The sequence below is a fragment of the Asticcacaulis machinosus genome (assembly GCF_028550435.1).
Taxonomy (GTDB): Bacteria; Pseudomonadota; Alphaproteobacteria; order Caulobacterales; family Caulobacteraceae; genus Asticcacaulis; species Asticcacaulis machinosus.
Genome location: NZ_JAQQKV010000001.1, coordinates 1143813 through 1167699, shown reverse-complemented (window position 1 = coordinate 1167699; position 23887 = coordinate 1143813). Strand labels below are relative to the sequence as shown.

The window sequence follows — 23887 nt, the reverse complement described above, 5'->3', positions numbered from 1 at the left end:
TGAAGCGGGAGAGCTTCAGGGCCAAAGGCAGACAGTCGAGGGAAGGAATACTGTCTACAGGGTGGGAACTAGAACTTAGCGCGCAACCCAATCATGACGCGACGCTCATAGATGTTTTGATAGGCCTGCTGGTTTTCCCACTGCATGTAGTAGGTTTCTTTTTCCTCTGTAATATTAGAGGCTTGCAGGTAGGCGGTCATGCCCGGTGTGAACTCGTAAGACACTGACGCATCAACATATTCGGTTGGTGCCTGATAGAGGTTGAGGCCTTGCGTTCCCCACAGCAGGTTCTGCGACGCCAGTCGGCGTGAGCGGTAGTTATGGGCAATACGGGCCTGAAGCGGACCATTTTGATACCAGATGGCCAGGTTCGTCTGGTGCTTGGAGTTGTCTGGGAACTCAAGGTCATCACCCGACAGATCCTTGCCCGGACGCGTCGACGGCGAGTAGGTGTAGTTGGCGTCAATACCGAAGTTCGACCAGAAGCCCGGCAGGTAGGTAAAGGCTTGCTTAGCGTTGAATTCCAGACCTTTAAGTACGCCGCCTTCACCCTGACTAGGAGTGGACAGGGTTACAATGCGAGATCCGCCACCGGTTTGATCCTGTTCAAGGGACTGACGGCTGCCGCTAACCACGAAGCTTTCGACCTCAACATAGAAGGCACCGACACTGAGCATTGATCCGGGAGCATTGTACCATTCAAACGAGATATCGTAATTGGTTGAACGCCATGGATCCAGAGTTGGGTTGCCGCTCTCAGATCCACCGATGACGATGAAGTTGAGGTTGGTGTCGAGGGCATAGCTGAGCGACTTGGCACCACCCCACTGCTCGAGGTCCAGCAGAGTCATGTTCTTGGAATAGCCGACGCGGACTTTCATGCTGTCGTTGATATCGGCGACCGCGTTGAATGACGGCAAGACATCCGTGAACGAGCGATTGGTAATGACATCGCCAGCATCCGCCGCGGCCGCGCCATACTGACCACTTACCGGACTGATGAGGTTCTGCTGAACCGAAAGGTCCGTATCAACAATCTGCACCCCGAAGTTCGCCTTGAACGGCAGGACCAGTTCGCCGTTGAGGTTCATCTGCAGGTAGGTCATGCTTTGGGTCAGATCGACGCCGTAGCTGCCGCCCGGGTTGCTCCAGCGGACGGTGCCAGGGAACTTGCCGTTGACATAGGCGAATGGGTTTTCCAGGGCTTCTGGATTGATGCCATAGCCGCTGGGGATACCCGACGCATCGCCGAAGCTTGAAATCGGCATATAGACGCCGGAGCCGAGCGAGGCGAGGGTGGTCGGTGCCAGGGCCGTGTAGAAGTTGGTGCCATCACCTGCGGTACAGGCTGAAGACTGATTGAGCACGACGTCAGAGGCTTTCCACTTGACCAGACAGCCATTGCCACCCGGATTTTGCGGCCCAGCAGTCGACTGGTCTTTGTAGAGCGGCGACAGATAGTCGTAGGCCAGATTATCAACTGAGCGCTCAGAGCGGCGGTAGCCGAAGTCAAAAGTCACATCGTCGGCAAAAGCGTAATTGCCGTCGAAGCGGAAAATATTCATGTCCGCACTGCGGTCATAGTTATTTTCTGAGGAAATCGCATCGATCGCATAATTATCGAGGTCGCCAAAGCGCGCAGCGTCAAACCCTGAAAAGCTGATGGCGGCCCCATTACCCGGATTGTTGACGGTGATCGGTACCAGCCCCGAATAGCCGTTAGGCGCGGTGGCTATCGGTGTGGCGCTGCCGGGATAATAGCCAAAGCCTGCCCCCCACTGACGTTGATCAGCCAGAGTGGCATCAATATAGGCATTGGTGTTTGCTTGTTCGGCCTTGGCGGTGAGGTAGCGGGCCTTGTAGCGTAGCTTGCCGCCCTTATCGTAGGTCAGGGTCAGGCTCAGGTTTTGTGACTCCGAGTCAAACCGGGCGACTTCCGTATAGGAGGAGATGCGCTGCACATTATAGAGTGCGGACTGCACCGAAAACAGGTCCTGGTAGCCGAGGTCGGTAGTCTTGAGCGGCGTGAACCAGCCCCAGGCCGACCATTTGCTTTCGGCGACGAGGCCGACTTCGTTATTCAGTTGGGTTTGCTCGGTGTAGAAATATTCACCGTTTAGTTTTACACCGTCGGCAATGCGCCATTCAGCTGCCAGATTGACACCGGTCCGGTCACGTTTGGTGACCTTATCCATGGCCTTCCAGCCCTGATAGGAAATAAAGCTGTCATTGGTATCGCCATCGCCGTTCTGATCGCCGGTGGAGAACGCCAGCCCATTATTGACGCGGCCGGTTACCGGGTCAAAGACGGCCTGAGTGAACGCCCAGCTTTCGCCGGCTTTACCGGCCCAGCCGAAGTTGCCGTTCATGCCGTTGTACGAGTTGGCGGCAGTCGTGTCGGATTTGGCGACCGACAGCAGGACGCCGAATGTGTCGTTGCGCCAGCTGATCAGTCCGTTAGCCGACGGCTCCCACTCTTCGGTCATGCTGCCGTAAGCGCCTTCAACTGCAGCGGCGACGGTCAGACCATCCTGAAAATCGAATGGCTTCCAGGTCTTGAGGTTTACCGTGCCGGTGATGCCAGCCCCCAGTTGAGTGGCGGTCGCTGACTTATAGACTTCAGCGCCCATCATCAGTTGCGAAGGGATATCGCCAAAGTTTGGCTGGACGTTGGTAATTGAGTTTGCACCCAAAAACGCTTCGCCGTTCAGGAAGGTGGCGACTTGCGGCAGCCCGCGAATATTGATCGCGCCAGCTTCACCGGCTTCACGGCGGACCTGAACGCCAGGGATTCGTTGGAGCGAATCGGAAATAGTTGCGTCCGGGAATTTGCCGATATCTTCTGAGGAGATGGCATCGACGACCTGGATGGCATCGCGTTTAATAGATACGGCGCGCTTCTGCGACGCGCGAATGCCGGTGACGACGACCGTTTCGGTATCATCTTCTGCGGCAGGGGCGGCGGCGCCGTCTTGCGCGAACGATGTCGTTGCCGCGGCCAAGGCCAGAATCGACGTGGCGGACAGCAGCGCCAGTGTGCTGCGTGTGCTCTTCATGTGGACATTTCCTTCTCTGAAATGGGCTGGTCCTTGAGTTGGCCAATCCCTGAGCGCCAACTTGCCGCAAATCGATCTAACAATCAAATTAAATTAAGCAAATTACTTTAATCAAATATCCTGGTCAGGATTAGTGGTATCCTTTTGATTTCAAACGCATGATAGCGTTACCCGTTTGAGATTTGGGGTGTGGCAAAAAAGCCTCTACCTTTTATCCTTTCGTCGAAGTTCCGTAGAGATCGGGCATTCTCACCCGCCATTCTGACGGGAAGGGGGTCTTATTCAGACCGATTAATCCGATCGCAGGATGCAATATGTCGGATGCAACCATCGCTTGACGTTTAAATTAAATAAATTTATTTAATAGAAGCGCGACGGTTATGCTGTGCGCGGAAATTAAAAAATTCGGGAACGCTCTTATGGTATTTTTTCCTTCTGTAGCCGCAGATGATCGTTTTAATGATCTTATCGGTCAGCAACGTGATCTTCTGGCTAAGCCCAATATTGTTGAGGAAAACCATAATGGCATATACAGGCGATGCCTCAATCCGGTGATCACGCCGGATCATGTCCCTGTGGATTGGCGATACGACCTAAGTCCGCAGTCAAACCCACTCGGGCTTGAGCGTTTGGGGATCAATGCGACGTTCAATGCGGGCGCGATTTATATCGACGGCGGCTATCGCGTGGTGGTGCGGGTCGAAGGTCACGACCGCAAATCTTTCTTTGCTGTGGCTGAAAGCGCCACCGGCGTCGATGGGTTTGAATTCTGGGACTATCCGGTAGTTTTGCCGCAGACCGACGAACCTGACACCAACGTCTATGATATGCGTCTGACGCTGCACGAAGATGGTTATATCTACGGCCTGTTCTGCACCGAACGCAAGGATATGAGCCAGCCCCATGACTTATCGGCTGCGGTGGCGCAATGCGGGATCGTTCGAACCCATGATATGAAGACGTGGGAGCGCCTGCCCGATCTGGTGACGCGGTCAGGGCAGCAGCGCAATGTGGTACTGCACCCCGAATTTATCGACGGAAAGTACGGCCTCTACACCCGTCCGCAGGACGGGTTTATTTCGGTCGGGGCTGGCGGCGGTATAGGCTGGGGACTGTCTACGGATATGACGCGCGCCGTCATCGAACATGAAGTCATCGTTGATAATAAAGCCTATCACACTATCAAGGAACTGAAAAACGGTCAGGGCCCGGCACCGATCAAAACCCCTGAAGGGTGGCTGCATCTGGCGCACGGTGTCCGTAATACTGCAGCGGGCCTAAGGTATGTGCTTTATATGTTCATGACCGACCTGAATGAACCTTGGCGGGTAACCCATGCGCCGGGCGGCCATTTCATTGCCCCCCAAGGGGCTGAGCGGGTAGGGGACGTTTCCAATGTCGTCTTTTCAAATGGCTGGATTGTCAACGAATCGTCGGAAGTTTTTATCTACTACGCCTCGTCAGATACGCGGTTGCATGTCGCGGTGTCGACGATTGAGCGTCTTGTCGATTATTGTCTGAACACGCCGGAAGATCCGTTGACGTCGGCGGCGTGTGTCGCCCAGCGCGTCCAACTCATTGAGCGTAACCGCACCCGTTCGGGGGCGAAATGACCCCTTTGGATGGTTTGTTGCACATCCTGAGCGCTGAACTCGAAGCCGAGGCGGAGCGACTGTTTGCGTGGTGGTCAAAACTGGATGGACCGGGCGAATCGTTTGCCGCTGAGGTGGATTTGCAAGGTCGAATAAACCCGAGCGCCGACCACAGCATCATTCTGGCAACCCGGCTGCTATGGTATTTTTCGGCTCATGGGCGCTTGTTCGAATCACAAGCCAGTACTCGACTGGCGCACAAGGCGGCCGCCATTATACGCAGCCGATTTTGGGATAAGGAGCATGGTGGCCTGATCTGGGCGCTCAACCCCGATCTCAGCCCAAAAACGACCCACAAGCAGGCCTATGCACAGGCATTTGGGGCCTATGCCTTCGCGGAATATTATGCTCTGACGCGGGATGCAGAGGCTTTGTCGCTGGCAAACCACTTATTTAACTTGATTGAGCGCCACTATCGGGACGCGGAATTCGGCGGATATACGGAAGCCTTGTCGGCACGTTTTGAGCGCATTGACGATCAAAGACTGTCCGATAAAGATTTGAATGCGCCCAAGAGCATGAACACGCATCTTCACGTGCTTGAAGCCTATACGCGCCTGCATCAGATCGCCCCCCGCCCTGAAACCGCTGAAGCTTTGGCTCACAACATTGACATGTTCCTGCGCCACATCATTGATGACCAGAGCGGACATTTGCGCCTGTTTTTCAAGGCGGATTGGACGGACCTCAGCCATCATGTCTCGTTTGGCCACGACATCGAAGCCAGTTGGCTCTTGTTTGAGGCTGCTGATGTCTTAGGCGATGATGGGCGCCTGCTGCGGGTCAAAGACGCCGCCGTACGGCTTGCGGAACTGGTCAGTTGTGACGGTATCAGCCGCGACGGGGGCATCTACTATGAAGCGGCAAAGGATGGCTCCTCCTTAGATATGGTTGGCGAGTGGTGGGGGCAGGCCGAAGGGCTGGTTGGATTCCTCAATGCCTTTGAACTGACCGGAGAGGATCGCTACCTTGGCCACGCACTGGCCGCCTGGCGATTTGTCGCCACCCATCATAAGCCTAAAGGTTTGGGTGAATGGACCTGGTATCCTGCAGGCGGCGGGCGCAGGGACCCTTATCTGGCGGGGGCCTGGAAGTGTCCCTATCATAATGGCCGCGCCATGATGGAAGCCTTGCACAGGCTTGATCGCATGAAGCCGGAGGCGGCGGGACAGGCGGCGGCCGGATAGGTACAGACGGGGCCCGACCGGGACGTCATCGGGCAAGTTCAGCATAAAAAAACGAAATACTTGGGTGGAAACATGACGCTGGCGGCAATCGATATTGCGATTATATTGACTTACATCGCCCTGACCGTAGGTCTGGGGTTTTGGGTGGCTAAGCTGTCTTCGGGCAGCATGGCCAACTACTTTCTGGCGGGCAACAAACTGCCCTGGTATGCGCTGGGCCTGTCCAATGCGTCAGGGATGTTTGACGTCTCTGGCACCATGTGGATGGTCGGTCTTCTGGTGATCTACGGTGTTAAGAGCGCCTTTATTCCCTGGCTATGGCCAGTCTTTAACCAGATCTTCCTGATGGTGTTTCTGGCGATATGGCTGAGGCGATCCGGCAAGTTGACTGGCGCAGAATGGATCAGTTTCCGCTTTGGTGAAGATGCTGGTGCGCGTGCGTCGCACATCATCAATGTCGCTTTCGCGCTCATTACTGTCGCGGGTTATATCGCCTTCTCGTTCCTGGGGATTGGCAAGCTTGCCGCTGGGTTTTTTCCGTACGAGTTTGCGGCCGATGCCGTCACAAACGAGCGTATTTATGGTCTGATCATCGTGGCGTTGACCACTCTTTATGTCGTCAAGGGGGGCATGTATTCGGTCGTGGTCACTGAAGTGCTCCAGTTTGCCCTGATGTTGGTCGTCTGCGTAGCTATTGGCGTCTTAGCCATGAATGCCGTCTCGCCTGAAATGCTCAAAGCCGCGGTGCCTAATGGCTGGAATAGCCTAGCCGTCGGACTTAATCTTGGCCTTGACTGGAAAGGTGTCGCCGCCACCGCCGCACCAGAAAATGCCGTGATTGCGACCTCGGCCCTATGGCAGATCGATCATGACGGCTATTCGTTGTTCGGCATCATTGTTGGCCTGATGCTGTTCAAGGGCGTGTTTCAATCGATGGCCGGGCCTGCGCCGAATTACGATATGCAGCGCCTTCTGTCAGCTCGCTCGCCCGTCGAGGCGGCCAAGGTCTCCGGCTTTGTCAATGTGGTGCTATTGTTTCCGCGTTATATGATGATTGCGGGACTCGGGGTTTTGGCGCTGGTGCATATTGGTCCGGTCTGGACGCAGATGCAGGCTGACGCCGTGGCAGCGGGCAAACCGTTCACCCCTGACTTCGATTCAATACTGCCGTTCGTTCTGTCGAATTTCCTGCCAACCGGTCTGATCGGGCTGGTGGTTGCCGGATTGCTGGCAGCGTTTATGTCCAGTTTTTCGGCCTCACTCAATGCCGCGCCCGCCTATCTGGTCAACGATATCTATCGCAAATATATCAAGCCGGATGCCTCGGAGAAAACCTATGTCAGCCTGTCCATTCTCGCATCGGCCGCTTTCGCGGTGATCGGCGTGTTTATCGGCTGGCAACTGACGCGCGTCGGCGATTTGATTATGTTCATCGCGGTGGGACTATATGGTGGCTACACCACGGCTAATTTCATCAAATGGTACTGGTGGCGTTTGAATGGCACGGGCTATGCTATTTCTATGGCGCTGGGCATCGGATTGGCCCTGCTGATGGCGGCGTACAAGGTCGAACTGAAAGCGCGGTTTGGCCTTGATGAACTGTCAGGTTTTCCGATTGTCTTTATGATATGTGCGGTGGCGGCCGTCGTTGGCTCATACCTGACCAAGCCGACCGATATGGATGTGTTGAAGGCCTTTTACATTAAGACCCGTCCGTGGGGGTTTTGGGGGCCCGTGCATCAGGCCTGCCTGATCGATGAGCCCAATCTGCAAAAGAACAAAGACTTTGGGCGCGACATGGCTAATGTCGGGGTGGGTATTGTCTGGCAGACCGCCATAACGGCAGCCGCGATCTTCATGATTATCCATGAAACACAGAAAATGTGGATCACGCTTGCGGTCGTGGCCGTATGTACCCTGATCCTGAAATTTAACTGGTGGGACCGTCTGCGGGATTCACCGGACGAGGCATGAGTTACGCCGTCGAACCTGACGTACTGGAAAGCGGGTGTGATATGGTAAGGCGTGTCATTATTGTAGGGGGCGGGACGGCGGGGTGGATGACCGCCGCCAGTCTGTCTCATCAGCTTCGTCATTTGTCGCTCGACATTACCTTGGTCGAATCCTCCGATATCGGAACCGTCGGGGTTGGGGAAGCGACGGTTCCGGCAATACGGGACTATTTCAGGTCCATTGATCTCGATATTGGCGAAGTGCTTCAGGAAGCTAAGGGCACGATTAAGCTTGGGATTGAGTTCACGGACTGGAAAGCGGCGGGCCACAGCTTTTTTCACCCGTTCGGGATGTACGGTGTGCCGGCGGGTGATGTCGGATTTCATCATATCTGGCACAGGTTACGGCAACTGGGCGATAAGGCTGACCTGTCGGAGTATAACCTCTGCACTCAGATGGCGCTAAATCGTCGGTTTGCGAAGCCGCCGGTTCAGCCGCGCGTAGCGTTTGAAGCCTATGACTGGGCCATACATTTCGACGCAGGATTGTTTGCTAAGCTCCTGCGCAAAAAAGCCGAGGCTAATGGTGTGAGTCGCCTTGACGCGCTTATCGAGACTGTGTCGGTGGGGGGCAATGGTCACGTAGATCACCTGTATCTTTCGGATGGCCGTAAGCTTGAGGGCGACCTGTTTATCGACTGCTCGGGTTTTCGGGCGATCGTTATACAAAAGGCATTGGGGACGGGCTTTGAAGATTGGACCCATTGGCTGCCCTGTGACCGCGCCGTGGCCATTCCATGTGAGGCATCGGAGGATCTGGTGCCCTATACTCGGGCACGTGCGCAATCGGCCGGCTGGACCTGGCGCATTCCGCTCCAGCACCGAGTTGGAAACGGCTATGTCTATTCCAGCGAGTATCTATCGGCCGAAGCGGCTGAAGGGGCGCTCAGGGCGCAGCTGGAGGGCCAGGCTCTGGCTGACGCCAACCATATTCGCTTTACGACCGGCCATGCCAAACGCATATGGAATGGCAACTGCATCGCCATCGGGCTGTCGGCGGGTTTTCTTGAGCCGTTAGAGTCGACCAGTCTGGTATTGGTGCAAAACGGCATTGAGAAACTCATCCGATTGTTCCCGGAAACGGGATTCAAGCCCGCGGTGATAGATGAATACAATCGATCGAGCACCCTTGAGTATGAACGCATCAGAGACTTTATCATCCTGCACTATTGGGCGTCACAGCGGCCTGAAGCTTTCTGGAAAAAGTTCAAAGGAATGACCTTACCGGATACGCTCAGCCACAAAATCGAGGTGTTTCGCGCATCGGGTCATCTCGTCCGCTACGAATGGGAAAGCTTCCAGGATCCGAGCTGGCTGTCCATGTATGCGGGGTTTGACATTGCCGCCTACGGGCGTGATCCTCTGGCGGATCGCTATGACGAGGCGCAAATTTTATCAATTGGGCGACAGATGCGCAGCGATATCGCCCACCGTGTATGTCTGGCGCCGCCACTGTAACGCGGCGAAACCGAAACGCGCACGGAACTGGCATCTGACTTGATACCGGAAGATTTGCGATCACTCAACGAAGCCGAGGCGTAAGACATTGACCCACGCTCATACCCACATCTGGACACAATGGCTCGCGCTGTGGAATGGCGATCTTAAGGTCGCCTCAGAGATTGTCGCTGAGGACTACATATTGCATATGTCCCCGATTGGGGGCGGCGGCCTTGAGGCGTTTGCCGGGCCCGAAGGCCTGGCGTCGTGGGTCGGTATGTTGCACGCCGCCCTGCGTCCGCTCCAATTCACCGTTCAGGTGGAGCCCTTGTTTGATCGCGATATGATCGCTGGACGTTGGGTTGCCAAGGGGCAGTATGTTGGCGGATTTCCAGGGGCTAGGGCCGAACCGGGTACGATCATTCAGTTTGCAGGCGCTGATTTTTTGCGCATTAGGGACGCAAAGATTGTCGAGTACTGGTTAAGTTCTGACGTGCTTGATCTTATGCAACCGTTGGGCATAACTATCTGAGTTTGTTACCGCCAGGATGGGGCCGGGGAGGTCATGGCGTGGGCCATTTGCCGCGCGTTTTGGTTACGCAGACGGTGGTGCGGTCTCAGGTTTGAGTGGGCACGGACCGTACGAAGTAAGGCAGTTACCTGACCGCAAGCCATCAAGTCACATTGATTTTATGTGATAGGGTTTAACACCGCTTGCACTATTAATTAGATTAAAATAATTAAATTAATTTATAAAATCTACAGGAGATGACTTTTGACAAAGTGTAACAATGAACGGCGCGGGATGAACCGGCGCCATGTGCTGGGACTTGGAACCGGGCTTATCGCGACCGGGGCAGGCTGTGCGACTATGCCGCCAGTAGCCGCAAGCTTCGTTACGACCGCAGACTCGCAATTTCGCCTCGCCGAGGAGACCTACCGATTCGTGGGTGCGAACATCTGGTACGGCGCATATCTCGGATCACCGGGACCCACTGGGAATCGTGCTCGACTGATGACAGAACTCGATGACATGAAGGCGCTCGGGATTACCAATCTCAGGGTTCTGGCGTCGTCGGAGCTTTCGCCACTAACCAACTCTTTGGATCCGGCATTCAGCAACCGCACACCGGGAGACTATAATGAAGATCTTTTGGTAGGGCTCGATTTCCTGCTCGCGGAGATGGCCAAACGCGATATGAAAGCGGTGCTTTACCTGACCAATTTTTGGGAATGGTCCGGGGGCATGATGGCCTATCTTGAATACACGACGGGGGCCTATATCAACAATGGTGATCCCGCGCACCCGTGGCCCGCTTTCGCCGATTATACCTCGAAATTCTATTCAAATGGTACGGCGGTACAGCTTTATCACCATTATATCCGCACGTTGTTATCACGAACCAACACGGTGACGGGCCGGCGACATGTTGACGATCCAACCATTATGGCCTGGCAACTTAGCAATGAGCCTCGCGCAGGCGGCGGGGTTGAGATCTCTGTTCAGAACATGCCGGTCTATCTCAAATGGATTTCGGATACGGCGGCGCTGATCCGGTCGCTCGACCCAAACCACTTGGTTTCACTCGGGCATGAGGGGTTGATGGGGGCTGTGGGCAATGAGCAGTTCGTCATTGATGCGCACAAGGATGTCGATTACCTCACCGCCCACATCTGGCCGCAAAACTGGGGTTGGGTGGATGGTAAAAATCTGGCGACAACCTTTGACAGTGGCGAGAAGACGGTCGCTAAGTACATCGCCGATCATATTGAGATTGCTAAAAAAATCGGCAAGCCATTAGTCTTTGAGGAATTCGGATTTCCACGTGATGAGGGCGCCTTTCTACCCGGGACCCCCACGGTCTGGAAAGACAAATTCTACGGTATGATATACGCGGCGGTCGAAGATGCCATAAAATCTGGAAGTCCGGTTATGGGCTCCAATTTCTGGGCCTGGGGCGGGGCCGGGCGCGCTCAGCATGCCGACTACTGGCTTCAAAAAGGTGAGACGGCCTATGTTGGTGATCCACCTCACGAGCCGCAAGGTTGGTACAGCGTGTTTAATACCGATACCTCAACGCAGGCCCTCATACGACGACATGCCGACGCTTTGAAAACCGTGTAAAGGTTTCGTGAGACAGTACGGCGTGGCCGTGCTGTCTCACGTGCATAGCCTATCGCCACAAATAGGCAGCACCGCGCACACCGGAGGCATCACCCCATTTGGCGGGAAGCAGGGCACCATCCCAGGCATCTGAGAAAACATAAGGGCGAACCGCGGGCGCCAGGCGATCGTAGAGCTCCGGTACATTGGACAGGCCGCCGCCAAATACAAAAGCGTCCGGATCGTAAAGATTGACGACCGAGGCCACGGTGCGGCCAAGTCTTGAGATAAACCGATCAAAGGCTTCAACTGCCTGTGGACCCTCTTGTCTCATCTCCAGGATAATATCTTCGCAACTCAGCGTGCGCCCTGAGTGCGCGCGAAAATCGCGGGCGAGACCGGTGCCGGACACCCACGTTTCGACGCAGCCTCGTTGGCCACACCAGCAGGGCGGGCCGGGCACTTCGTCAGTCGTCGGGAACGGCAATCCTATATGGCCGATTTCGCCGGCCAATCCGTGCGCGCCTTCAATGAGCTGGTTTCGGATAACCAGTCCGCCGCCGCAACCTGTGCCCAAGATAATGGCGGCGACGCTGCGAAAGCCGACGCCTGCGCCGTCAGTGGCTTCCGAAAGCGCAAGGCAATTAGCGTCATTGGACAATTTCACAGACCGTCCCAAGGCCGAGGTGAGGTCGCTTTTGAAATCGCGACCGTTCAACCAGGTGGCATTTGAGTTGCGGACCACGCCGGTTTTCGGTGAAACGGACCCGGGTGCGCCGATACCTATGCCCGGAACGCTCCATTGATCAGCTGGCAACTGCGATCGGGCCTTTTCTTCCACTGAGGCGACAAGCTGGCGTATCGTCTCCAAAGCCGCGTCATACTCGCCGGGATTGGTTTGGCGCCGCCGCGCCAGATAGGTACCGTTCGCCGTCAACGCGGCGGCTTCGATCTTAGTGCCGCCAAAATCAATACCAATATAATACATTATGCCTCCGAGTTATTTATCATTCTTGATTTGCCTTGACTTGTAGCGACAGACGCAGAAAAATAAAATAAATAAATTAAGTTTATTAAATCCAGGGATCGAAAATATGCACTTTTTAGGACGGTTAACTACCTTAGGTCTGGCGCTCTCGTTAATTTGCGCGCCCATTGCAACCAGAGCCCATGAAACTCTAAAGCTTGAAGCGCCTAAGCCCGATCTGGCGGCGACGCCGCCTATGGGCTGGAATTCGTGGAATAAATACAAGTGCGATATTAATGAGGCGATGGTGCGCCGTCAGGCCGATGCCATGGCCGCGTCGGGCATGAAGGATGCGGGCTACAAATACATTGTCATCGACGACTGCTGGCAGAAAAGCCGTGACGCCAACGGCAATATTCAGGCCGATCCTGAGCGCTTCCCGTCGGGCATCAAGGCTCTGGCCGATTATGTCCATTCCAAGGGGTTGAAGTTCGGGCTCTATTCCGATGCGGGGGTTTTGACCTGTGGCGGGCGTCCGGGCAGCCGCGGCTATGAGTTTCAGGATGCCCGTCAGTATGCCGAATGGGGCGTCGATTATCTGAAATACGACTGGTGCTATACGGGCACTATGGACGCCGAAGCCGCCTATACGATCATGGCCAAGGCGCTACGGGCCTCAGGGCGGGATATCCTGCTGTCGATCTGCGAGTGGGGCGATAATGAGCCCTCGAAGTGGGCGCAAGCGCCCGGCCATATGTGGCGCACGACCGGGGATATCTTCGATGCCTGGGAAGGTAAGTCGGGCTATTCGATCGGCATGACCAATATTCTGGATAAGCAGGTTAATCTATGGAGCCATTCCGGGCCGAACCAATGGAACGATCCTGACATGCTCGAGGTCGGCAATGGCGGCATGACCAAAACGGAGTATGAGGCGCATTTTTCACTGTGGGCCATGCTGGCGGCCCCTTTAATCGCCGGCAATGACCTGTCGACCATGAGTGAGGAAACGCTCAAAATCCTGACCAACAAAGATGTCATCGCGGTCGATCAGGATCCGCTCGGCCAGCAGGCACGGCGCATCTGGAAAGAGGGCGATCTGGAAATCTGGGCCCGGCCACTCAAAGGCGGTGACCGCGCGGTGGTGTTATTCAACCGCGGGGCTGAGGCCAAGACCATCAGCGTGACCTGGGATCAGATTGATCTGCCTGCCGGTTTGCGGGCCGAGGTCAAAGACCTGTGGTCTAAGGCGGTGACCAAAGGCGTTAAAGGCCAGTTCGGCGGCACGGTGGCTGCGCACGGCGTCATAATGGTGCGGATCACGCCGAGGGTATAGGGCATTGGCTGGGGGTCGCGTCGAAGTCGCGTGGGCCTTAAGTCTATGTTATCGGGCCGCCCGCGCAAACCGGCTCATCTGGCCTGACGACAATCGTTCAAAACGGCTGTTAGGTCCAGGTCACTCACCCAAACTTTCACTCATCCATATTTTGGTATACCTATGTCCTCACTCTCTGTAAGGCTGACTGACGTTCAGCGCGATCTGACTCAATGGCTATTCACCGCGGCTTTGCCGATATGGCGAGATGTTGGTGTCGACACGGTCAAGGGGGGTGTTTATGAGGCCCTTGCACTTGACGCGACGCCCGTCGACCTCAATCGGCGGACTCGTGTCGCGGCCCGGCAGGTTTATGCTTACGCTCAGGCCCGTCTTATGGGCTATCAGGGCGATGTGGATACGGTGATCGATGCCGGCTTAAACTGGCTGGCTGGCCCGGCCGCAGCGCCAGACGGTCTTGTTTATGCTGTGCTGTCCCCTTACGGCCAGGTGGTCAAGGATGAGTTCGATTTTTACGACCACGCCTTTGCGTTACTGGCTTACGCCTCAGCCTATCGGGTGCGTCCCGATGACAGACGTCTGGAGGCACAGGCCATACTCGTTCGTGATAAACTTCTGGCGACCTACAAACACCCTGTTCGAGGCTTTGAAGAGGCCAATCCACGAACCTTGCCGCTTAAAACCAATCCACATATGCATTTGTTCGAGGCGGCATTGGCTTGGATCGGGGCCGGCGGCGACAGCCAATGGACGGAGATGGCAACGGAGATATCGCAACTCTGCCTGGACAAGTTCATTCATCCGCACAACGGCAGTCTGCGCGAATATTTCGATGGCGAGTGGAACCCGATAGAGGGGGAGAGGGGCCGGATTATTGAGCCCGGCCATCAATTTGAATGGGCGTGGCTTCTGGTGCGCTGGGCTGAGATCAGCGGCGACGACAAATTCATCGCACCGGCCAGGCGCCTTGTGGAGATCGCTGAAGACTTTGGAACTGACCACGCTCGAAACGCCACTATTTTTGAGTTGTGGGATGACTTTTCAGTAAAGGATGACAAGGCACGCCTGTGGGCGCAGACGGAGCGAATCAAGGCCTATGTTGCAATGTGCTCTCTGGCGGCCACGGCGGACGAGAAGAGTGGTTATGTCGTGAAACTCATTGAAAGTGTCGAAGGGCTAAAGCTCTTTTTGGAGGTGCCGGTCAACGGGCTTTACCGCGATAAAATGAATTCTGACGGCAGTTTCGTACAGGAAGCCGCCCCCGCATCGACCCTTTATCACATCATATGCGCGATTAATGAACTCAACCTAGTAGATGGGGCAGGTCTGTCGATTTTGTAGCCTTCAGTCTTCCAGTGATCGCAGAGTTAAAATAAGCGGCTGCCACACCTGGCAAACTGTGCTGGCGTCGCCAACAGGATCTGTCTAATGTCGGATTAAATTTCGAGACTTGAGACGACCCGTGCGCGCAGGGCCATAGGACGAGTGGAAGTAACGGTATGAAACATAATCAAATTACATTCAAAATATTGTTGCTCGCGGCGGGGCTGTTGGCTTCCGGAGCGATGGCTCAGGCCGATCTGAACGATCCGCGCACAACAGGGCCATCTCCCGATCTGGTGGCCCCCTATAGCACGCCCTCCGCGCGCATAATCGTTAAAACCATACCGTTTCCGCAGAACGAGGGGCCCAAGGTCCACTCAGGATTTAAGGTTGAACCCTTTGCCGAAGGCTTGGAATCGGCGCGTCAGGTCGTCGTGCTACCCAACGGCGATGTACTGGTCGCCGAAGCGACAACCGAGAAAAAGCCAAACGATCCGACTTTTAAGGACAAAGGCGCCAATCGTATTCGTTTGCTCAGAGACAAGGATGGGGACGGAAAGGCGGAAACGAAAACGATATTGATGTCGAGCCTTCGTCAACCTTACGGCATGGTCTATACCAACCAGCGCCTCTATGTTGCTGATACTGACGGCATATTCTGGATACCTTTTAAGCTCGGAACGACCGAAGTCTCTGAAAAGGTCAAGAAAACGCGCATCGCCGAGTTCAAACCGGGCGGGTACAACAATCACTGGACCCGTAATCTGCAACTGTCGAAGGACGGCAAGGTTCTCTACGTCGCGATCGGTTCGGCTTCTAACGCGGGTGAGTACGGCGAGGACGAAGAGGTCCGTCGCGCCTCGATCCTGAAGATTGACCTCAAGACGGGCAAAGAAACCCTTTTCGCCAGTGGGATACGTAACCCGGTCGGCATGGCGCTGGAACCGAAATCCGGTGTCTTGTGGACCTCTGTTAATGAGCGTGATGAACTGGGTGATGACCTCGTGCCAGACTACATCACCAGTGTGAAGGAGGGCGGTTTCTATGGCTGGCCCTATAGCTATTACGGCCAGAACGAAGACCCACGCCTGAAGGGGCAGCGTCCTGATCTGGTCGCCAAGGCCATAAAACCTGACTATGCCGTTGGCCCGCATGTTTCGGCTCTCGGTATTGTCTTCGGCGCAAAGACCGCCTTTCCGGCCCGTTTCCGTGAAGGTGTGTTCGTCGGCCGTCATGGGTCATGGAACCGGCAGAGCCTAATAGGATATGATGTTGTCTTCATACCGTTTACCGACGGCAAGCCGTCCGGCCCGATGGAACTGTTTCTATCAGGCTTTACCGCCGACACGGACACGGTCTATGGCCGCCCGCGCAGTCTGGCAGTGGCCAAGGATGGCAGCCTGCTCGTCACCGATGACAAGGGCGGCTTTATCTATCGTATAACTGCTGACTCAGCGTCGAAGTAGGTGATTGATCTCAGTCGTTTGTGCTTGAAATTGTTTGCGCGGCCTTGACGAAAGGCAACCGGTGTCAATAGGGTCGCGGTATAAACATAAATCTGACAGCGGAGCGGCGAAGTGAAACAAGCACGGGGCGTAAGCCTGGTTTTCGTATGCGCGGCTCTGACCTTCGCCCCTTTGCCCATTGCGGCAGCCACACAGGCCGAACCTGCCAAGACGCAGACGCTGATGCTATCAGGCACCGGGCCTGATGACGCCGTACCATGGGATTTTACGGTCAATGGCGGGATGAGGGCGGGCGAGGCGGCGAAGATCGCCGTGCCGTCCAACTGGCAGACACAGGGATTTGGTCATTATCAATACGGCTATGACAAGGGGCCGCGCGCTGCTGACACGGGCACCTATAAGCGCAGCTTTACCCTGCCAGCTGACTGGAAAGATAAAAACGTCCGCATCGTGTTCGACGGCGTGATGACCGACACGCTGGTTATGGTCAATGGCACGGTGATCGGGGCGGTGCATAAGGGCGGCTTCAACCGCTTTAGCTACGATATCACCAAATTCGTCACGGTCGGTGAGGCTAATACGCTTGAAGTCGAGGTCAACGAGGCCTCAGCCAACCTTGCGACCGACATCGCCGAGCGCCACGGCGACTATTGGGCCTTTGGGGGGATTTATCGCCCGGTGTGGCTGGAGGCGACGCCGGCGGAAGCCATTGCGCATGTGGCGCTGGACGGTCAGGCTGACGGAGATATCGTCGCTGATGTGGCTCTACGTGCACCCAAGACCGTAACGAGAGTGGTCGGTCAAGTCGTGTCTCGTGACGGCAAGCCCTTTGGCGCCCCGTTTGAGGTCGCCCTTCCGGCGGGCGGCGCGGGCAAAGTCCGTCTGAGCGGGCACATTGATAACCCCGCCCTGTGGTCGGCTGAGACACCCAACCTCTATTACCTCGATGTAACGCTCTATTCAGGCGAAACGGCCATCCATACGGTGCGCGAACGCTTTGGCTTTCGGACCTTTGAGATCCGCGAAGGCGACGGCCTCTACGTAAACGGTCAGCGCGTCATGATGAAGGGGGTCGTCCGCCATACATTCCGTCCCGAAACCGGTCGGGCGATCACCCGCGAACAGGCCTATGACGATGCGCGTCTTATCAAGTCGATGAACATGAACGCCCTGCGCGTAGCCCACTACGCGCCGGACAAGGCGATCCTTGAGGCCGCCGACGAGCTTGGGCTATACATCATCAATGAACTCTCGGGCTGGCAGAAGGCGCATGATACGGAAAACGGCCGCAAGCTGGTGCGCTCACTGGTCGAGCGCGATGTCAATCATCCTTCAATCCTGATCTGGGCCAATGGCAATGAAGGGGGCTGGAATAGCGAACTCGACGGCGATTTCGCGCTCTACGATCCTCAAGCGCGGCCCGTTATCCACCCTTGGGCGCAATTCGGTGGCATCGATACCAAGCACTATCCGCGCTATCCCGACCTCATGACGCGCCTATCGGGCAAGATGCTGGTCCTGCCTACCGAATTTTTACACGGTCTTTATGATGGCGGCCACGGGTCAAGCCTCGACGATTACTGGAAGGCCATGACGGCGTCGACAAACGGCGCGGGCGGCTTCCTGTGGGTGCTGGCCGACGAAGGTCTGGTGCGCACGGATCGGAACGGCCGCATCGACTCTTACGCCGCCTACGGGCCGGACGGCATTGTCGGGCCTCACCACGAAAAGGAGCCGAGCGTCGACACCATCCGCGACATCTGGTCTCCGGTTCAGATCGAAGCGCCCGTGCTTGATTCCGGTTTTACCGGCGCGCTGAAGGTGCGCAACGGCTACGATTTCACGTCGTTGTCAGATGTCAAATTTAAATGGGCGTGGGTACGCTTCGCCGGGTCGAACGCCAAAACAACGCAGGCAAAGGTGTTGGCGAGTGGTACGCTGGCCGGTCCCGCCGTCGCGCCGCATCACGCGGGCGATCTGTTGGTGCCGCGGGTCAATAACTGGCAAACCGCGGACGCTTTGCGCCTGACGGCGGTCAAGGGTGACGAGACGCTCCTAACCTGGGTCTGGCCGACAATGACGAAAGACGCCGATGTGGCCGGCAGTCGCGCGGGCACACCCAAGGTCGAGCGAGAAGATGGCGCGATCCGGCTGGTGGCGGGCAAGGTGTGGACGTCGTTCGATCCGGCGACGGGTTTGCTGACCAGCTTCAGCCAGAAAGGTAAGACGCAATCTCTGTCGAACGGCCCGCGTCTGGTGCTGGCGCGGCCGAAGGATAAGTCCGAACCGGTCTGGACCGTGCCCACCGACGCCGGTAACGGCGTCTATAGCTTTGATATGCCCGCCATGGCCAATACGGCGACCATCGATTTGGGTACGGTTGAAGCCGATGGCTGGGCCAGCTTCAGACTGGAAGTCTCGCCGGACGGCAACAACTGGAAACTGGTCTATGAAGGCGGACGCGTTTTGCCGCGTGACGGCCTGACCTACAGTTTCGCGCCGCAACCGGTGAAAGCCATCCGCATTTCCAATCTCGCCGGGGTGCGCCAGACGCCGAAGGTGGTCTCGGTCAAGCTCGGCTATGAGGCGCCTCGATATGCCTTGCCGCAAAGTAAAAGTGTGACGATCACCACCGGTACGGGTAAAGATGCCCAGACCGGCAAGCCTGTCGCCTGGCTGGAAGCCCTGAATGCGGGCGGCCTCGACAAGGTGCGCTGGACGCTGCGCGAAGATGGGACGCTGGCCCTCGAATACGGGTATAGCCTCAGCGGGCCGATGCTCTATCACGGCGTCGGTTTCGATAAGCCGCTGGGGGAGATCACGACGGTGCGCGGCCTCCTGCGCGGTCCAACGCCGGTTTGGCAGAACCGCCTGCGTGGGCCGGTGCTGGGCGTGTGGGACATCGCCGCGCACACCGGCAAGGGTTTGCGCCCGGAAACGGCAGGATATTTCGCCGATCCGCGCTGGATCAAGCTGACCAGAGGCAAAGATAGTCTGAAGATCACCAGTTCGGGCGTGCCCTACGTGCAGATCGGCAAAAGGCCGGAGGATTTCCCGACGACGACGGTGGAGTTCCCCAACACTGATATCGGTTTCATGAACGCTATCCCGGCCATGGGGGCCAAGTTCCAGGCCGCCGACCTGACTGGGCCGCAGGGGCAGCCGTCCATTGCGAAGGGCAGCTACAGCGGTCGTCTCATCTTTTCGTTCTGAACGAGATCAAATTGCAGGACGAGGCGCACGCTAAGGTCATTGCCTCTGCATGATGGCAGCGACTCATTTCTGTAACCGTTGGGCGATACGCGACGACTTCGTCGAGCTTCATAGATCGAGCCGCGCAAAAAGATCATCGGGAAGAGTTCTTGTCGCCAGATGGTTGGATGATCGTGCCGCATCTATATGTGAGGATCGGCTTTCAAGCTTAGCCGCCGTTTCGTGCGGGGTAAGGGGCAGGCGCCTTATGAAAAGGTGGCATTGGCATTGGGAGCCGATGGCAAGCATGGTGCGGCGCTTCGTCATCTGTGACTGAATTGAGACCGTTTGGGAGGTCTGCGCTCTATGTATGTGGCTTGCCAATATGTCTGATGTCCAATTCTGTACGACAGAAGCGAGTCGGCTTAGGCGAAGTCAGACGAAATATGGAGTTGAGATATGAGCCTGAACCCTGAAGGGACGCAACTGTATTTGCGGCGCCTGACCGCTATTGTCGCGGTCATGGAGGCATTGCCGACGCCGATCCTAAAGGGAAGGGCGTGCGTGCTGGGGACACTCACAGCTGTTCGCAGGCGGGTTGACACTCTTCTGGTCGCTTGGGACACGCGCGCGATGACGGATGCGGATCGCCGTCAGCTGGCGCTTGATGCTTCGACATTGAACTGGCTCCTTGACGACACTTCGCCTGAATTCGAGGGCATATATTTCGATGTGCCTGATTTGGGTAGCAAGCTTTCGTTCGTCGAGGCCATGGAGGGGCTGAAGTCGTCTTTAGGCGATGCGATTTCGTCATAAGGATCTGGCGAGACGCCGAGGGTGATTGCCAAAACGTCGATAAGCCGTATGACGCAAACCTCTCGCACGATTTACATGTGGCCGGTTTCCTCAATTTTAAAAGCTTGCCGCCGTAGCTTGGCTGCACGCTGTTTATCTTCGGCCACCTCATCGGGACGAGCGCCATCTCGTTCTTTAAGGCGCGCACACTCATCCAGGATTTCCGCAAAGAACCTAAGCTTGAAGGCGTGGGCAAGTGTCTCAATCATTGGGTACTTATTTGCATACCATTTTTGGTAACTGTCGTGGCGATAAGGCTTTAGATGCCCATAGTTGTTGCCGCCGCAGCGTCGGGTACAGGCGTCAATTCTGAAACAGGCACTTTGTAAACGGGGAAGCGGTCGTCATCCCAGATGACATATACGTCGGCGACATCAAATGTTTCCGCCTCATCGTGTTTTGAGATGACGACCACGTCGTCCGAGCCTGGGTTAGATGTCACAGTGCCCAATCCTTTGTCTGCGTGCTCAATCCGGTCGCCGTCCTTCAATACTGACATGTCCGTCTCCCTGAGTTTGGCATGGCCATCAGATTGAGACTATAGCCATAAGGGGACAATGCCGTTTGAGGGTGAGAGTGTCACACCTGTAAGCGGTAATAGAACCATCGTGATTGGGGAGCGCCTCACACTTCGGATGGTGTGCGCTAAACTAGTCTAGATGCTCACGGTATCGGCGCAATGACACCTGTACCGGCCTAACCTGTGCTTTGCGCTGATGCTACGCTTTCCTACCTTTTGGCGTCGCAGGTTTACGGCCAGCGGCGCCCAGGCCCATTTGCTTGGCAAGCGCTGAGCGAGACGCCGCATAGGTGGGGGCGACCATGGGATAGTCTTTGGGCAGTCCCCATTTGGCGCGATATGCATCTGGGGTCAGGCCGTATTTGGTCGACAGGTGGCGTTTAAGGGACTTGAACTGACGACCATCTTCCAGACAAATTAGGTAATCTGTACCGATGGACTTTTTAATCGATACCGTCGGAGTTTTAATATCCGGAACGGCAACGTCAACTTTCCCTAATTGCTCAAGTGTCCCATGGACACTGAGGATCAGCGCTGGAAGTTCGGCAGCCGGCAGTGAATTCTTAACGACAAAAGCCGACACGATATCGACGACCATGCCTGTGACTGTTTTCTCTTCGTCCATATTATGCCCTCGAAATATATGTCTTTAAAACTGCAAAAAGATTAGGCGTTTAGGCGGTCCTTCACGGTTTTACTGGGCAGGAAGGCCAGTTTTTTTGACGCCGCGATTTGAACGGTTGCGCCGGTCGACGGGTTGCGGCCTGCGCGGGCGCCACGTTCCTGAACTTTGAACTTACCAAACCCTGGTAGATTAATGTCTTCACCCAGGACGGCGGCTTCCGTGATGGCTTTTAAGATACCATCGACAATCGATTTAGCGGCGGCTTTCGTCAGCCCATGGTCGGCGGCGACTTTATCGATCAGATCTGACGTGTTCATGAGGGGCCTTATGGTCAGTGGAATGGTGAAAGATTGAGATGAATAGCTAAACTTCACAAGATATCGTCAAGTGTGCTGCATTATGGGGATCGAAGACCGCGAAATTCGATTTCGCTGAGCCAAATCACCTTCAATATCAAAGAAAGGTCGGGTCCCGGTCTTCAGTGTCCGGATTGAGCGCGGCATGGGCTTTGCCGGCGTAACTGTCCAGGCGATCCTTCATGACGTCAAAAGCCGTCATGTTACCACGCGCCAGCATCATCATAATGGCGGGAAGGGTCTCAAGGGTATCTGAGGTTAGGGCCTCCGACTGCCCATGGCCGTAAACCGCGAGTTGGGTATAGTCTTTGATGAGGGTGATCTGTTCCGGCGTTAATTGCATGCGTGTCTTTAGAATAGTTCAATCTGGGGAGGCAAGGCCTCTGTCATCAGAACCGCATCTGGATCGTCCTTTTTCGGGCCGGTTAGGACAATTTTGAGCGCGGCATCCGGTAGGGGGCGCTGCAGGGTGAGAGCGTCGGCCACGGGCTGCGTCATCCAGGCTTCGATATCATCGTCACGGGTGAGGATAACGGGCATCGCTTTTGAATGGACCGCCCCAACCTCGGCATTTGGTTCGGTCGTCAAAAAGGCGTACAGATCATCGGTCGTGGGACCGTCCGTGACCTTGCGCACAGACGACCAGGCTGGCACCCATATGCCCGCAAAAAATGCTAGTGGGCGACTGTCATCAAACGCAAACCAGGTATTGACCTTGGATCCATCCGCTTGATTGGGTTCGCAGAAAGAGGTGAAGGGCACCAGGCATCTGTGTTCAACGCCTAACCATTTGCGCCAATGAGGGGACGTCGTAGTGCGAACATTGGTAATGCCGCGGTCGTAGTTTTTGCCTTGGAGGGCAAAGGCGGGTGAGGGCATGCCCCAACGCGCCATGGCCAGCTCCCGGCCGCGCACGGTGTTGCGGACAATAGGTCCAAAACCATTGGCAAATATTGCCTCAAATACGGGCAAGTTACCAATCTGGCTTTGCATCGCCTTGGTCAGAGCCATAATGGCTTTCTGATTGCTCGTCATTGCATAGAGATTGCACATAGTCAGCTCCTGACGTGATCAGGACACGCAATCCTATAATATAGGTTTTGCCAAGCGTTTCTCTGGCCTTGTCATGTCCGTGCATGAGAAATCAGACCTTGCCGCCGCGCTCAGAGGCCGTGGCTATAGTTCATTGAACGTAAACTCCAAAGCGGACGTTGCAACTACAACGAAATCCAAAGCCATCCGCGAGTAGGGGATGTTATTTTACCATAACAACCGAATGGCTGTTTTATCTCGGCCTTCTTAGCATGTGCAAAAGAAGGATGCTTTGATGCTATCAGAACCAAACACACCGGACGACATGGCTGGGTTTGACCAATTGTCGCCGCCAGGATTCGCGGGCGCGGTGACGGTAGGGGGTGCGACTGGAAACCCCAAATCCAGAAGGCGCAAGGGGGTGGCGCCGCCACCGCCTGAGTTGGAGGAAGCCATCAATACGGTCTGGTTGTAAGCCAAAAAAAAGCCGCGCATTGCGGCGCGGCTAAAGTCTACAGGGAGGAAACGCCCAGGAAGGGCAATCAGCGCCGAAGCGCCGAACGCTTTTAATCTAGGGTGCGCTGCATCACAGTTCAAGAGGTGAATGTCAGGCGCGTGTCAACTTAGGTTACATGGCGTGGTCCGGTTGTGATCGGGTGCACCCTCAGCCCTAAACACCTTCTCAAAAAAGTTCATCAATAATTCGACCTCAAGGTCTTGGAGACTTTGAGGAAAAAATTCCTTTAGCGGCAAACCGACACCGC

20 protein-coding genes are annotated in these 23887 nt (G+C 55.7%); 12 read left to right on the top strand and 8 right to left on the bottom strand.

Annotated elements, in window-relative coordinates:
* Positions 1-68: 68 nt before the first annotated feature.
* Complete coding sequence (locus tag PQU98_RS05535; protein WP_272743898.1) at positions 69-3056, bottom strand: TonB-dependent receptor; 2988 nt, start codon at positions 3054-3056, stop codon at positions 69-71.
* A 419-nt stretch (positions 3057-3475) separates the two neighbouring features.
* Between PQU98_RS05535 and PQU98_RS05530 the strand changes: the two genes are divergently transcribed.
* The 6 genes from PQU98_RS05530 to PQU98_RS05505 all read left to right on the top strand — a co-directional run bounded on the left by PQU98_RS05530 (position 3476) and on the right by PQU98_RS05505 (position 11472).
* Complete coding sequence (locus tag PQU98_RS05530; protein WP_272743897.1) at positions 3476-4669, top strand: glycoside hydrolase family 130 protein; 1194 nt, start codon at positions 3476-3478, stop codon at positions 4667-4669.
* Positions 4666-5895, top strand: a complete 1230-nt coding sequence (locus PQU98_RS05525) for an AGE family epimerase/isomerase (RefSeq protein ID WP_272743896.1) — start codon at positions 4666-4668, stop codon at positions 5893-5895. Before PQU98_RS05530 ends, PQU98_RS05525 begins: the two co-directional genes overlap by 4 nt.
* Before the next feature lie 72 nt (positions 5896-5967).
* Positions 5968-7869, top strand: coding sequence for a sodium:solute symporter family protein (locus PQU98_RS05520; protein WP_272743895.1), 1902 nt, complete (start codon positions 5968-5970; stop codon positions 7867-7869).
* Positions 7870-7955: 86 nt separating this feature from the next.
* Positions 7956-9365 carry a tryptophan halogenase family protein gene (locus PQU98_RS05515; RefSeq protein WP_438263857.1) on the top strand — a complete coding sequence of 470 codons (1410 nt, stop codon included), beginning with the start codon at positions 7956-7958 and terminating at the stop codon, positions 9363-9365.
* 88 nt (positions 9366-9453) lie between these two features.
* The gene (locus PQU98_RS05510) at positions 9454-9879 is read left to right on the top strand and encodes an ester cyclase (protein ID WP_272743893.1); all 426 of its coding nucleotides are present in this window, start codon (positions 9454-9456) and stop codon (positions 9877-9879) included.
* A gap of 273 nt (positions 9880-10152) precedes the next feature.
* Entirely contained in the window at positions 10153-11472 is a 1320-nt protein-coding gene (locus tag PQU98_RS05505; protein ID WP_272743892.1) for a glycoside hydrolase 5 family protein, read from the top strand.
* A gap of 49 nt (positions 11473-11521) precedes the next feature.
* On the opposite strand, the gene PQU98_RS05500 is transcribed toward PQU98_RS05505, so the two are convergent.
* A complete protein-coding gene (locus tag PQU98_RS05500) occupies positions 11522-12439 on the bottom strand; it encodes an ROK family protein (RefSeq protein WP_272743891.1) in 918 nt (305 codons plus the stop codon).
* A gap of 106 nt (positions 12440-12545) precedes the next feature.
* Here PQU98_RS05500 and PQU98_RS05495 point away from each other — a divergent pair, with 106 nt between their 5' ends.
* The 5 genes from PQU98_RS05495 to PQU98_RS05475 all read left to right on the top strand — a co-directional run bounded on the left by PQU98_RS05495 (position 12546) and on the right by PQU98_RS05475 (position 20551).
* The gene (locus PQU98_RS05495; RefSeq protein WP_272743890.1) at positions 12546-13754 is read left to right on the top strand and encodes a glycoside hydrolase family 27 protein; all 1209 of its coding nucleotides are present in this window, start codon (positions 12546-12548) and stop codon (positions 13752-13754) included.
* Positions 13755-13916: 162 nt separating this feature from the next.
* The gene (locus tag PQU98_RS05490; protein WP_272743889.1) at positions 13917-15095 is read left to right on the top strand and encodes an AGE family epimerase/isomerase; all 1179 of its coding nucleotides are present in this window, start codon (positions 13917-13919) and stop codon (positions 15093-15095) included.
* Positions 15096-15253: 158 nt separating this feature from the next.
* Complete coding sequence (locus PQU98_RS05485; protein WP_272743888.1) at positions 15254-16543, top strand: PQQ-dependent sugar dehydrogenase; 1290 nt, start codon at positions 15254-15256, stop codon at positions 16541-16543.
* A 111-nt stretch (positions 16544-16654) separates the two neighbouring features.
* Positions 16655-19756: a glycoside hydrolase family 2 protein gene (locus PQU98_RS05480; protein WP_272743886.1), complete on the top strand. Its 3102-nt coding sequence runs from the start codon at positions 16655-16657 to the stop codon at positions 19754-19756.
* A 438-nt stretch (positions 19757-20194) separates the two neighbouring features.
* Positions 20195-20551 carry a hypothetical protein gene (locus PQU98_RS05475; RefSeq protein WP_272743885.1) on the top strand — a complete coding sequence of 119 codons (357 nt, stop codon included), beginning with the start codon at positions 20195-20197 and terminating at the stop codon, positions 20549-20551.
* A 71-nt stretch (positions 20552-20622) separates the two neighbouring features.
* Here the strand turns inward: PQU98_RS05475 and PQU98_RS05470 are convergent, their stop codons facing one another.
* The 6 genes from PQU98_RS05470 to PQU98_RS05445 all read right to left on the bottom strand — a co-directional run bounded on the left by PQU98_RS05470 (position 20623) and on the right by PQU98_RS05445 (position 23144).
* Positions 20623-20799, bottom strand: coding sequence for a hypothetical protein (locus tag PQU98_RS05470; protein WP_272743884.1), 177 nt, complete (start codon positions 20797-20799; stop codon positions 20623-20625).
* 50 nt (positions 20800-20849) lie between these two features.
* Positions 20850-21089, bottom strand: coding sequence for a hypothetical protein (locus PQU98_RS05465; RefSeq protein WP_272743883.1), 240 nt, complete (start codon positions 21087-21089; stop codon positions 20850-20852).
* Positions 21090-21309: 220 nt separating this feature from the next.
* Positions 21310-21735 carry a Ros/MucR family transcriptional regulator gene (locus PQU98_RS05460; RefSeq protein ID WP_272743882.1) on the bottom strand — a complete coding sequence of 142 codons (426 nt, stop codon included), beginning with the start codon at positions 21733-21735 and terminating at the stop codon, positions 21310-21312.
* A 41-nt stretch (positions 21736-21776) separates the two neighbouring features.
* Positions 21777-22052 (bottom strand): HU family DNA-binding protein, encoded by a 276-nt coding sequence (locus PQU98_RS05455; RefSeq protein ID WP_272743881.1) that lies wholly within the window; start codon positions 22050-22052, stop codon positions 21777-21779.
* Positions 22053-22188: 136 nt separating this feature from the next.
* Positions 22189-22434, bottom strand: coding sequence for a hypothetical protein (locus tag PQU98_RS05450; protein WP_272743880.1), 246 nt, complete (start codon positions 22432-22434; stop codon positions 22189-22191).
* 8 nt (positions 22435-22442) lie between these two features.
* Positions 22443-23144: an SOS response-associated peptidase gene (locus PQU98_RS05445; RefSeq protein ID WP_272743879.1), complete on the bottom strand. Its 702-nt coding sequence runs from the start codon at positions 23142-23144 to the stop codon at positions 22443-22445.
* A gap of 274 nt (positions 23145-23418) precedes the next feature.
* On the opposite strand from PQU98_RS05445, the gene PQU98_RS05440 reads away from it, so the two are divergent.
* Positions 23419-23598 carry a hypothetical protein gene (locus PQU98_RS05440; protein ID WP_272743878.1) on the top strand — a complete coding sequence of 60 codons (180 nt, stop codon included), beginning with the start codon at positions 23419-23421 and terminating at the stop codon, positions 23596-23598.
* Positions 23599-23887: the final 289 nt, after the last annotated feature.